At 39.4% G+C, this 12377-nt stretch carries 9 protein-coding genes and 1 pseudogene; 6 read left to right on the top strand and 4 right to left on the bottom strand.

The genetic code is table 11. The annotated features are described in order from the left end of the window. The first annotated feature begins 54 nt into the window (after nt 1–54). Nucleotides 55–216, top strand: coding sequence for a DUF2256 domain-containing protein (locus AAEY80_RS00495; RefSeq protein WP_084212304.1), 162 nt, complete (start codon nt 55–57; stop codon nt 214–216). Between the two features lie 241 nt (nt 217–457). Beyond that, entirely contained in the window at nt 458–616 is a 159-nt protein-coding gene (locus tag AAEY80_RS00490) for a DUF2256 domain-containing protein (protein WP_084212305.1), read from the top strand. 73 nt (nt 617–689) lie between these two features. Here the strand turns inward: AAEY80_RS00490 and AAEY80_RS00485 are convergent, their stop codons facing one another. Further along, entirely contained in the window at nt 690–1871 is a 1182-nt protein-coding gene (locus AAEY80_RS00485) for a hypothetical protein (protein ID WP_350587737.1), read from the bottom strand. 242 nt (nt 1872–2113) lie between these two features. Here AAEY80_RS00485 and AAEY80_RS00480 point away from each other — a divergent pair, with 242 nt between their 5' ends. From AAEY80_RS00480 to AAEY80_RS00470, 3 genes are read left to right on the top strand one after another with little or no spacing between them, the layout of a single operon-like run. After that, nucleotides 2114–3148: a phosphoribosyltransferase-like protein gene (locus AAEY80_RS00480; protein WP_025652137.1), complete on the top strand. Its 1035-nt coding sequence runs from the start codon at nt 2114–2116 to the stop codon at nt 3146–3148. A 3-nt stretch (nt 3149–3151) separates the two neighbouring features. Continuing rightward, a complete protein-coding gene (locus AAEY80_RS00475) occupies nt 3152–5086 on the top strand; it encodes an ORC-CDC6 family AAA ATPase (RefSeq protein ID WP_025652139.1) in 1935 nt (644 codons plus the stop codon). After that, entirely contained in the window at nt 5086–6021 is a 936-nt protein-coding gene (locus AAEY80_RS00470; RefSeq protein ID WP_025652140.1) for a hypothetical protein, read from the top strand. Before AAEY80_RS00475 ends, AAEY80_RS00470 begins: the two co-directional genes overlap by 1 nt. A 126-nt stretch (nt 6022–6147) precedes the next feature. Here AAEY80_RS00470 and AAEY80_RS00465 read toward each other — a convergent pair. From AAEY80_RS00465 to metH, 3 genes and pseudogenes are all read right to left on the bottom strand, one after another. Beyond that, nucleotides 6148–6279 (bottom strand): annotated as a pseudogene (locus AAEY80_RS00465) (vitamin B12 dependent-methionine synthase activation domain-containing protein); the annotation flags it as partial. Nucleotides 6280–6287: 8 nt separating this feature from the next. Next, nucleotides 6288–7217 carry a bile acid:sodium symporter family protein gene (locus AAEY80_RS00460; protein ID WP_025652141.1) on the bottom strand — a complete coding sequence of 310 codons (930 nt, stop codon included), beginning with the start codon at nt 7215–7217 and terminating at the stop codon, nt 6288–6290. Between the two features lie 202 nt (nt 7218–7419). Next, entirely contained in the window at nt 7420–11217 is a 3798-nt protein-coding gene (metH, locus tag AAEY80_RS00455; RefSeq protein ID WP_201575558.1) for a methionine synthase, read from the bottom strand. A gap of 583 nt (nt 11218–11800) precedes the next feature. Between metH and AAEY80_RS00450 the strand changes: the two genes are divergently transcribed. Next, nucleotides 11801–12355 (top strand): fasciclin domain-containing protein, encoded by a 555-nt coding sequence (locus AAEY80_RS00450; RefSeq protein WP_201575551.1) that lies wholly within the window; start codon nt 11801–11803, stop codon nt 12353–12355. The last annotated feature ends 22 nt before the right edge of the window (nt 12356–12377 follow it).

Raw genomic sequence — 12377 nt, 5'->3', positions numbered from 1 at the left:
ATGTATAGTCGTGGCAGTTGATTCGACTATGTTAAACAAACCAATGAGAAACGTATGGCGCACAAAAAGAAAAACGTCCGCAAAAAACTCTGCCCTGTCTGCGAGCGCGAATTTAGTTGGGCGAAGAAGTTGGATAAAAACTGGGAGAGTATGGTCTATTGTTCCGACCAATGCCGCCGCGTAAAAAAGTATGAAGGGTTAGATCATCAAAAGTAAGAATTTAAATCTAAATTTCGCGTTGGTTGTAGGCTGGGTTTTTAACCCAGCCTTTTATACTATATTCAGTCCAATATGAAAAAGATACAGCGGGACTGGGATGCTTAGTTTTTAATATGATTTTTGCAGCCTCTGTCGGCATAGGCACAGCAAGCCAGAAAAATTTATACCAGTTTCGCGTTATTAAATAACGTATCCATTTTATTTAGTATTAACTATACAAAGTGACGCAGGGAAGCTCATGGCACACAAAAAAGCAAACCTACCGCAAAAAGTATGCCCAGTCTGTCAGCGCCCATTTACGTGGCGCAAGAAGTGGGAAAAGGATTGGGAGCAGGTGATTTATTGTTCTGAGCGCTGTCGGCGGAGTAGAAACGATTTAAACAATAAGAATCATTAGATTTCATGATAAGTTTTGGACAGTTCGAGTATGCAAGTTGATTTAGTCTGTGTTTACAAGCCGTAGAAAGAAATTATAAGATAGGCATACTCAGTATAGCTTCTCTAGTAAGGTATTTAGCACATTTACCTTGAGCATGCATGCTACGCCACAATTTCCCTACTTCGCTTGAAACACTATTCCAAATTATTTTGCTATCATCTTTAGATTTGCTAGACAGCATGTAAACAGAGTCTGTAAAAATTTGATTACCTTCTTTCACAATAGACTCTCTATTCAATGCCCTTTTTCCTACTCTTGGTATCAAAATATCGTTAATATTCGCACTTTTAAAAATTTTAGATTGTTGCTTATTATTTAAAAATAAAAAAGGCTCTTTTAGATCCGTAGTATGAATAGATTCTAAATCTAGGTGGTCAAAATGTAGTTTACTATGACTCCCACGTACTAAAGAAGAGTTTAAGTCGCCTATTGTCTTACAGTTGCTATCTACCAAACTATTAATAATTTTTAGTTTATGGTGATACTCGAAGCATAAGCTTTTCATAGCTTCATTTCTAGTTACTAGAATTTGGTCAGTGATTCCACCAAAAGCGTCCATTTTCTTTAGACTTATTCTGTGTTTAAACTCATTCGATGATCTTTTATGAGCTATAACAGCATAGGATTGAACTTCAGTCTTCTCATATATACTATCATCCAAACTTATCACCGATAAGCTGTCAAAACTATTGATAAACTTCTCCCGTTGAGGAAAATATTTCTCAAAAGCTACAAAAGGTGCGGAAATTATAAACATCAAAGAAGATTTACAGTTCATTGATGACATTACTTTGTCTAAGAAGGCTATATCTAACTGCTTGAAACTTGAATTAGAGTTTAGTTCTAAGAAGTAATCGAAACTATAATTAGTTTTTTTCCGACAGAAAGGAGGGTTACTGATATATAAATTTTTTTTGTTTGAAGGAAGATGTTCATTCAAATAGAAATTTTCATCCAAAACATCAGCAAGGATAGGTTTATGTAGTTTACTTAATGTTCTTTCTAGTTGTTTAAACCTATCAACATCAATTTCAACCAAAATTCCATTTGATATCGGTAGTAACGCCGAAAGGTTACCCAAACCAGCCCCCAAGTCAGCGAAAAAATCATATTTATTTGGAAGAAGTGATACTAAAGACTGCACAATATGAGGAGGAGTATCAACCTGACCCAAATCTTTATCTGACTTGCTCAGATTACCCATAAGTTCCATGTTCAGTCCAAAATTTGTTTTTTAAGTATAGTTGGCCGTATAATATATATTTAATATTAATTAACAATTGTATGTTAATTCGGGTAAAGTAAACTAGATCTCTATTCATTATGTTGCTCGTACAGAAATATGTTCTTCTTGTTCGTTAAGCTTAATGAACATAAACTGTTTGAAATTCATTTCATCAGCACTGTACCATTTTTTACATGGTATCGGCTATAGTAAAATTTTAGGGCTTTAGCATGGAGCAAACAATCACAAATCTTGACGAACTAGATCACTACCTAGGAAGTGACAACTATGAAGACATTCTTGAAGATGAAGAAGCGAGAATTATTGCTAAGCATCGTTTCTTAGTATCTAAGGGTTTAAGTCATATTAAAATTAGAGATATTGAAAAATGGCTTAAGACATTTCAAAATAAACTATCGCATAGATTTATTTCAGTTTTTTTGTTGCAGAGCATTACTTATAGAAACTATGAAATGATGGAAAGTGCCTTTGCTAGAAAAATATCTAAGGATATTAAAAATATTTACGAGGAAGTAAGTCCTTATAAGAGTGATAGCCTTGAAGAATGGTTGAGACTAATAAGATACTCCAAAATAATAAGTTCACATTCGTTTGCCAATATACATTTTTATTGTATAGATAAGAGAACTAGTAGTGTGACTCAATCGAGTAACACTATTCTAAGACGACTATCATCTAAAGTCATAAATCATCTACGTATACTTCAAAATATCGATGAAGTGAAAGAAAGTATAAAAGCTAAAAATATGGTAGTTTTTATAGATGATTTCTTAGGATCAGGTACTCAAGCTGCAAAATTCTTTAATGATCATGAAATTTTTGAACTTATTGAAATTGATGATGCTAACCAAATGCCGTTAATATATATGCCTTTGATGGCAACAAATACTGGTATAGACAACTTAAAATCTGAGTTCCCTAATCTAAGAGTTTTACCATCTGAGATAATAGAAGAAGACTCTAAGTTATCAAAGCATCATTCTTTAAGCGATTTCTTACAAACATTTGACTTGGATATAATGAAGATAGATATCGAAGAGCTTTTCATAGAAATGCAATCCTCTTACAGTTTTATAAGAAAAAATGCTTGGTTAGGATGGACAAATGCTATGCTTTCCATCGTGTTTGAATGGGGTTGTCCTAATTTGACGGTGCCATTAATTTATCATGATAATAATAAGCCAACTACAGAAAACCCTGATGGGTGCAATGTAATGTATCCACTCGCTGCTAGGAGAGTGTAGGTTATGACAACTGTTGAAAAATTACTCACTAATTTATCTGTTGCTCGTACTGAGTTTAAAGTAAATAACAGAAGCGTATTATCAAGCTTCGTTAAACCACCATTTTTTGAGCAAGTAAACATTTTAAATTACGAACATTCAATTGCTTTAGTAGGTGGTCGAGGATCTGGTAAAACAATGTATTTAAGGTATTTCTCACATTGGACTCAGTTCGGTGATGGTGTGAACGCTCAAATAGATGATTTAAAAAATATAGTTCTCTACTGGAAACCAGATACTATATTCTCTAGAGCAATAGAAAGGCGTGATTTGAGCCCAATTTTAGAAGACGCCTTTTTTCAATCTTTAATAACCATAGAAATAACCAAAGAAATCATTGGTTTAATTCGGAATACAATTAATCATTTTCCATTAGAAGCAGAAGAGATAAATCTAGAGAAGGAAGTTATTGCACTGATAAGTCGCATATATGATATTGAAGTTAATGATATAAAAAATGTAGTTTTTGAACTTGACCTGTTGTTTCAGACAATATATAGCAATATATTGTCTGGAAATATGCTGAAATCATTAATACCAAATTTATTAATAAGGACAATTCTAGAAAAATTGAAGAGCTACTCATTATTTAGTAACACTTCGTTTAAAATTTATATTGATGAATTTGAGAACTTTACTTTGAATCAGCAGGCTTTCATAAATGCGTTAAGGAAGCATTCAGATGGTTTTATAAGTTGGAATGTCGCCTATAAGGCTCACGCCGAGATATCTAATTATGTACACACAAATAGTCAGAATAGTGAACAGCTTCAGAAACAGAATGATTATAGAGAAGTTAATATTGATCAAATTATTGAGGATTCTAACAAGTTAGATATTAATAATTTCTTTTCTAAAATACTGATGGTAGCTATTGATAAGATAAAATATTCTGAATGTAGTTTTGAACAATCTTCTGAAAATGTAAAAAATATGCTTGTTCATCATACTGTAAGTAGCATAATCAAATCTTATTCTAAGGAAAATAGTGGCTTTCTAAGTCGTTTATCCAAGGAACTCCGTACTTCGGACGATGGCTTAGAAGAAGAGTTAGTTCAGAGAGTCTTGCTAAAACCTGATCTAGCCGTGGCATTGGTAGCTATAAAAGGGCAAAGAAACTTTAAACCAAACTCAATCGATAGATATTTACTAAACAACCTATCTGACGCCGAAGAAAAAAGTCTAGAAGAGAAGATTCGTCACTATGCTCCATCAGGTGTATTTAAATTAAATATAACTTCTGCTTATAATAATATTCCAATCTATAGTGGATTTGATAGGTTTATGATCCTTAGTTCCAGCAATGTTAGACATTTTCTTGAACTTTGCTATCAAACATTTCAACTTCATCTGAAATCAAAAGATGGACAACAAAATTTAGAGTTGGATGATTTATTTAATATATCGAACGATACGATGCATAAAGCTGCAAATATAACTAGTGCAAAGCTGTTGAACGAAGTAACTTCGTTTGCTCCAATGGGACAAAGATTGAATATAATTGTTCAGAGACTTGGTGAGTTGTTTAGAATAAAGCATCAACTAACTCCAATAACAGAACCAGAAATCAACCATTTTGGTATAGTGACAGATTCTTTAGACGAACAAATGCAGAAAGTTTTAAACCAAGCTCTATGCTGGAACGTACTTATTCAGCATGAAGTCACTAAAGAGAAGAACAATATTGATATTAATAAATACGATTACCAACTCAATCCTATTTACGCTCCTGCCTTTGGTATCTCATATAGAAAGATGCACAAGAAAAAGTTCTCTTCTGAAGAGTTAGATATTCTATTTAATGCTAATAATGAGCAATGGATAAAGTATAGAGACTCGATGGAAAAAAATAATAACAGCATTAGCTTCAAAGCTGATACACAAGCGGAGCTATTTTAATGAAATGCAGCAATTGGTATGAACATAAAGAAGGTGATAACTGGTGTAGTATTCTAGATGAGATTGACTGTCTTATAGTTGGTAATCACTATGAGATTGACGACAGATGTAAATTCTTAGGTGGCAAATTTGAAGAATATAATAAAAATATATATGTATTCAATGTTATATATCTTCAAACGGGAACTCCTAAATTCTATCTAGATAACGAAGAAGTATCAGTTACTGATTTGAATAAATTTATCCAAAGTAAAGAAGACAGTCAATCACATCTATTGATTGACATCTCTACATTTGATCTTCCTGAACTTTACCATTTTTTAAAGTCATGTAATGATATTTTGACTTTTGCGCATATAGCTTATTCTGAACCAAAAGGATACGCTGAAGGTAATACAAAAGATGGATCGAATCTACAAACTAATAGTTTTTTATCAGAAGATGGTAACGGACTTGACTATCTTAGCTTTTGTGAAATCCTTCCACATAAAGATAAGCGATATTTAATTAGCATAGGTTATGAGTCGCACAGATTAGCAGGTTTTCTCGGTTCTGATGAAATTAGGATTGAAGACAATAAAGCTGTGATTATTGGGATACCTCCTTTTAATGTAGGATGGGAGAATCACACTATTAGGAATAACTATCAGATATTAGATACGCATAATGCAGATATTCATATAGCGCCAGCAGATGATCCAGTCCGTACTTATTTAAGTGTTTTCGAAGCTCATCAAGAGTTAAGATCATCAGAAAACCTAGTGTTAATGCCTATAGGCCCAAAACCACAAGCATTGGGAATGATTTGGTTTGCAATAGATAAGAATACAGGACCAGTTGCTGAAGTTGGCATTCAGTATGATTTCGTTCAAAAAGTGCAAAAAAGAACTTCTGGCATTAGCAAAGTCCATGTTTGGGACTTTAAATTTAGATAGTATGCTTTGGTTGATTGCTGACAAATTAGTAGTGGTGTTTTGCTAAATGCGTACACTTACTTCAACAGACTTGATTATCTTCAATATCGAACGATTAAAGTCTGCTAATAGAAAGTTTTCAACGGTCTACAGATTCAGATTTAACCACCTCTCAGCAGTCTTTATATCCCAGCCTTTATGCTCAGCATAGCTTTCTAGCTGATCGGTACTGATTTTACCGACGTTGAAGTATTCACTATCAGGATAATAGTAATAAAAACTATCACTTAACGAGCATCTCTTTTGGCAAAGATATTAGCAACCAATGCACCACTAAAGTTATGCCAGACACTAAAGATGGCACTAGGCAGGGCAGCGACAGGATTAAAATAAGTCGCCGCAAGGGCAGCGCCAAGTCCAGAGTTTTGCATGCCCACCTCAATCATAATGGCGCGGCGTTGTTTCTCAGTGAAGCCGGACAAGCGAGCGATTACATATCCCAAGGTGTAACCCAGCATATTATGTAATGCTACGACGACAAATACGATAGCACCACTTTCTAAAATAGTGGCTTTAGACACGGCAACCACTGCGGCTATAATGATAGAGATACCCAATACCGACACCATCGGTAATATCTCGGTGACGAACTCGATCTTTTTACCCAAAAATTTGTGGAAAATAACCCCTAATAATATCGGTAAAATAACGATTTTAGTAATGGTTAGCATCATACTGGCTAAATCAATATCAATCAATTGACCGGCAAAAATATTTAACAGAATAGGCGTCAAAAAAGGCGCAAGTAGGGTGGATATAGAAGTAATGGCAACACTTAGCGCCACGTCGCCTTTGGCTAAGAACGTAATCACATTACTAGACGTACCACCGGGGCAACAGCCAACCAAAATAACCCCAACAGCGATCAAAGGATCAAGATTAAAGATGACGGTTAGCAAGTAAGCAATCAAAGGCATTAAGGTAAATTGTGCCAACAGCCCAACCAATACGGGCTTTGGTCGCTTAATGATTTCTACGAAGTCTTCCGTCTTCAAAGTCATGCCCATGCCAAACATGATAATACCTAAGATAGGCACAATCAAAAACGCCAACGAGGCAAAGAATGCAGGAAAAATAAATCCTAAGACAGCACTGACCAATGCCCAAATTGCAAAAGTTTTGCCAATCCAACTGGACAGTAGAGCAATTTGATTCATAACCTTTCTTCCTGAAAATCATAGTAGGCAATAACTTAGCACGTATGTAGTCAGGAAATGATAAAAGTATTTTGCTATCAAGGTAGCGATAAGTTTGCTGACGTGGAGCAGGCTATTATTTTATAAAAAAATGGCTTACTCATATTAAATAAGTAAGCCAAAAATAACTATCAGATGTTTAGGGATTGACTAAATTTCATCCCTACAAATTCGGATTCAACCACTTCTCAGCCGTTTTCACATCCCAACCTTTACGCTCAGCATAACTCTCTAACTGATCACGGCCGATTTTTCCGACGTTGAAGTATTCACTATCAGGATGCGAGTAATAAAAGCCGCTGACCGATGAGCCCGGCCACATTGCATAGCTTTCCGTTAATGTCGTACCGATCGCATCGGTAGTACCTAACCATTCGAATAGCTTACCTTTTTCCGTGTGTTCCGGACAGGCAGGGTAGCCAGGCGCAGGGCGGATACCGACGTATTTTTCCTTGATCATCTCATCATTGGTTAAAGACTCATCAGCTTGGTAGCCCCAATAGTCTTTACGGATCAGCTCGTGCAAATGCTCCGCAAAAGCTTCTGCCAAACGGTCTGACAAAGCCTGCACCATGATAGCGTTATAGTCATCACCAGCCGCTTTATACTTTTCAGCGAGTGCTTCTGTACCCACCATCGATACCGTAAAGCCGCCCAAGTAATCAGTACACGACTCTGATGGCGAGATAAAGTCCGCCAAGCTAAAGTTCGGCTTGCCGCTGGCTTTGTCGCTTTGTTGGCGCAGATGCTCAAACTGATATTCTGCTGTGCCGCCCTCAGTCGGCGCTTGATCATAGACGGTGACAGTGTCGGCAGCCGTGCGACGGGCTGGCATCAATTTAAACACGCCCTTTGCCACGACTAACTTTTCATCAATTATCTTTTGTAGGATGTCCTCGGCATTACCAAACAGATCACGAGCCGCTTCACCAACCACATCATCTTGCAAAATTTGGGGATATTTACCTGTGAGTCCCCAAGAGATAAAGAACGGTGTCCAGTCAATATAAGACAACAGGTTAGTGATGGGGTAGTCGTCAAATATTACTTGCCCTAACTTATTAGGGACAGGCGGCGTATAGTTTTCCCAATCGTATTGAAAGCCAATCTTAACCGACTCAGCGTACGATATCTTAGCGGCTTTGGGCTGGCGCTTGGCCAGACGCTCACGCACTTTAATGTATTCGGCGCGAGTATCATCAATTAACTGTACACGGTTCTCTTTAGAGAGCAGCTTGGTGACCACGCCGACTGCACGTGAGGCGTCGGATACATAGATGACGGCATCGTTTTGATATTGCGGCTCGACTTTGACCGCAGTATGCGCTTTAGACGTCGTTGCCCCGCCAATCATCAGCGGTAGGGTCATGCCGCGTTCTTGCATTTGCTTGGCGACATAGACCATCTCATCGAGGCTTGGGGTAATCAGACCCGATAGCCCGATGATATCGACTTTTTCGGCAATAGCGGTATCGAGGATCTTATCACACGGCACCATCACGCCTAGATCGACGATGTCATAGCCATTACAGCCGAGTACCACGCCGACGATGTTTTTGCCGATATCATGGACGTCGCCTTTGACGGTCGCCATAAGGATTTTACCTTTGACCTCGCCTTCGACTTTTTCCGCTTCGATGTACGGGTTCAGCCACGCTACCGATTGTTTCATCACCCGTGCCGACTTGACCACTTGCGGTAAGAACATTTTACCCGAGCCAAATAAATCACCGACGATATTCATGCCGTCCATGAGTGGCCCTTCGATGACATCGAGGGGTTTGGGGTACTTCTCCCACGCTTCTTTGGTATCGGCTTCGATAAAGGTAGTAATGCCTTTGACCAATGCGTGCGCGATACGGGCTTCTACCGTGCCTTCGCGCCAGCTCATGTCGACAGTGCTGTCTTTTTTCTTACCACCGTCTTGGTAGTTTTCAGCGACCGTCATCAGGCGCTCAGTGGCATCTTGACCGGTTTCGCCTTGATTGCGGTTGAGCATCACGTCTTCGATGGCATCGCGTGCTTCTTTAGGGATGTCATCATACAGCTGAAGCATGGCAGGGTTAACGATACCCATGGTTAAGCCATTTTGAATTGCATGATAAAGGAATACGGAGTTGATGGCTTCACGAATCGGATTACCACGGAAGCTAAACGAGACGTTAGAGACGCCGCCCGATACCATGGCATTGGGCAGGTTATCGGTAATCCATTTGGTCGCATTGATAAAGTCTGCGCCATAATTGTTGTGCTCAGTGATACCGGTGGCGACCGCAAAAATATTCGGGTCAAAGATGATATCTTCTGATGGAAAGCCGACTTCATTGACCAAGACATCATAGCTGCGCTGACAAATCTCAGTTTTACGCTCATAAGTATCGGCTTGTCCGTCTTCATCAAAGGCCATGACGATAATAGCGGCGCCGTAGCGCATACACAGTTTGGCGCGTTCAACGAACTCAGCATGACCTTCTTTTAAGGAGATAGAGTTGACGACAGATTTGCCCTGTGTGCGCTTGAGACCTTCTTCGATGATGTCCCATTTAGACGAGTCAATCATTAAGGGTACACGGCTGATATCCGGCTCGCCTGAGACCAAGTTGACGAAGTGAATCATCGCCTGCTTGGAGTCGAGCATGCCTTCATCCATGTTGATATCGACGATTTGCGCGCCGCCTTCGACTTGATCGCGGGCAACATCAAGTGCTTCCGTGTAGGCTTCGGTTTTAATCAAACGTAAGAACTTCTTCGAACCGGTGACGTTGGTACGCTCACCGACGTTGACGAATAAGCTCTCAGGCGTGATGGTAAAGGGCTCAAGTCCAGATAAGCGGCAGGCAGGCGCAATCTCAGGAATTTCGCGCGGTGGATATTTTGCCACCATATTAGCGATTTGGCGGATATGCTCAGGCGTCGTACCACAGCAGCCACCGACGATGTTTAAGATACCTGCTTTGGCAAAGCCCTCTAGCAGGGCCGTGGTTTCCTCGGCTGTTTCATCATACTCACCAAACTCATTCGGCAGACCGGCGTTCGGATGCGCGGAGACATAGGTATTGGCGATATTAGACAGCGTTTGAATATGCGGACGCAGGGCATCAGCACCAAGTGCACAGTTAAAACCGACGGTTAAGGGCTTAGCATGGCGAATCGAGTTATAAAAGGCTTCTGCCGTTTGACCAGATAGTGTACGACCTGACGCATCAGTAATCGTCCCCGAAATCATAATCGGTAATTCAAAACCGATATCATCAAACACCCCTGTCACTGCAAAGATGGCAGCTTTGGCATTGAGCGTATCAAAAATAGTCTCGATTAGGATGAGGTCGACACCGCCTTCCATGAGCGCCAGTGTGGCTTCACGATAATTAAGCACCAACTCATCAAAGGTAATGTTACGAAAAGCAGGGTCGTTGACATCAGGAGATAGCGAGCAAGTTCGTGACGTTGGCCCTATGACTCCAGCGACGAAGCGTGGCTTGTCAGGCGTCTTGGCAGTGTATTCGTCAGCCGCTTCACGGGCAATCTTGGCAGCCGTCTTGTTCAATTCTGGCACCAGATACTGCATATCGTAGTCGGCCATCGACAGCCGCGTACCATTAAAGGTATTGGTCTCGATAATGTCTGCGCCAGCGGTCAGGTGGTCGCTATGAATCTCTTTGATCATCTGCGGCTGCGTGAGTACCAACAGATCGTTATTACCGCGTACGTCCTGCTCAATATTAGCGAAGCGCGCCCCGCGATAATCAGCTTCTTCCAGCTTATAATTCTGGATATGCGTGCCCATCGCGCCATCGAGCATCAAAATCCGTAAAGCCATTTGCTTGGTAATACGCTCGCGAGCGGTGAGCTGCTGTGCCTTGTAAGGAAATACCTCAGGCGGCGTTAGGACAAAATCGTTCGGAGTGGTGTTATCGTCAGCTGAGGTATTATCTGCTTGAGTAGCGGTTTGTAGTGTCATAGAAGGACTGCTTATATCGTCAATATTATGATAGGGAAGAAGAAAAGCGTTGGGAGCCATTCAAAGTAATAAATAAAAATTACACGCTTAAAAAGAGAGAAATATACGTTATTTTAGCATGAAAATTCGTCGTCTCGAGGGATTGTAGCGATTGCTGTTTTGGCGATACCAAAGCGTGATGTTGTCTCCTCAGCATTCGCTTGCTCATGCTACTACGACATGGACTAAAGTGTATGACATAAAATACTAGGGGACAAATGAATATCATTTCGCTTAAAGATTACATAAAGCTTTGTTTTTAAAATTAAAGTCTATTAAGCCACCTAAAAGACTGACATAAATTACATACTCATGACAAAAATAGCGTAAAAGTGAACTAATAAGGATGCTCTATATGTTAATTTGATTTCAGAAGTATTGACTTTTAGTAAGAACTGCTTACAAGCAAATGTTAATTATTTTTATTTAGTAATCATTATTAATACTTACCTATGCCAGTGCCAGCGAATTTTAAGAGTTAATTATCTACTCGTAAATTAGTAATACAATAATCAAGAATGATTCAATCATTAAGGACAATGTTATGAAAATTACCAAAATTGCTACTATCGGTACATTAGCGCTTTCGATCGCGGGTTTAACGGCTTGTAATAATATGATGCCTACTAAAAGCGCAGAGATTAAAGCACCCATGCATAGTCAATCTATGGCAAAAATGAATGTGGTACAAATTGCCCAAAGCAACCCAGACTTCTCGCTATTAGTTGAAGCAGTACAAGCGGCAGGCCTCGCGAGTGCCTTGTCTGATCCTAATGCCAACTATACGGTATTTGCTCCAACCAATGCCGCGTTTATGCAAGCATTGGCCGAAACCAAAATGACCAAAGCGCAGTTATTTGCTAATAAGCCACTGTTGACCAAAATTTTAGGCTATCACGTGATCAACGGCAATATGGCGATGTATGCCAAAGATGTGAAGCCTGGCAATGTCATGACCTTGAGCAATGATACCTTGATGGTGACCCCGAAAGGCCAACTAATGGATGAGATGGGTCGTACAACTAATATCGTCAAAACAGATATTGCCGCTACCAACGGTGTGGTGCACGTGGTTGATAGAGTATTGATGCCAAAATAACTTTTGATGTCATGATTGTTGA

This window comes from Psychrobacter sp. 78a-MNA-CIBAN-0178, from assembly GCF_040309625.1.
Taxonomy (GTDB): domain Bacteria; phylum Pseudomonadota; class Gammaproteobacteria; order Pseudomonadales; family Moraxellaceae; genus Psychrobacter; species Psychrobacter okhotskensis.
This window is presented reverse-complemented; position numbering and strand designations above follow the sequence as displayed.

Bases quoted from the DNA above. Each gene is read 5' to 3' on its own strand.
- AAEY80_RS00495 (WP_084212304.1), top strand. From the start codon at position 55: ATGGCGCACAAAAAGAAAAACGTCCGCAAAAAACTCTGCCCTGTCTGC.
- AAEY80_RS00490 (WP_084212305.1), top strand. From the start codon at position 458: ATGGCACACAAAAAAGCAAACCTACCGCAAAAAGTATGCCCAGTCTGT.
- AAEY80_RS00485 (WP_350587737.1), bottom strand. From the start codon at position 1,871: ATGGAACTTATGGGTAATCTGAGCAAGTCAGATAAAGATTTGGGTCAG.
- AAEY80_RS00480 (WP_025652137.1), top strand. From the start codon at position 2,114: ATGGAGCAAACAATCACAAATCTTGACGAACTAGATCACTACCTAGGA.
- AAEY80_RS00475 (WP_025652139.1), top strand. From the start codon at position 3,152: ATGACAACTGTTGAAAAATTACTCACTAATTTATCTGTTGCTCGTACT.
- AAEY80_RS00470 (WP_025652140.1), top strand. From the start codon at position 5,086: ATGAAATGCAGCAATTGGTATGAACATAAAGAAGGTGATAACTGGTGT.
- AAEY80_RS00460 (WP_025652141.1), bottom strand. From the start codon at position 7,217: ATGAATCAAATTGCTCTACTGTCCAGTTGGATTGGCAAAACTTTTGCA.
- metH (WP_201575558.1), bottom strand. From the start codon at position 11,217: ATGACACTACAAACCGCTACTCAAGCAGATAATACCTCAGCTGACGAT.
- AAEY80_RS00450 (WP_201575551.1), top strand. From the start codon at position 11,801: ATGAAAATTACCAAAATTGCTACTATCGGTACATTAGCGCTTTCGATC.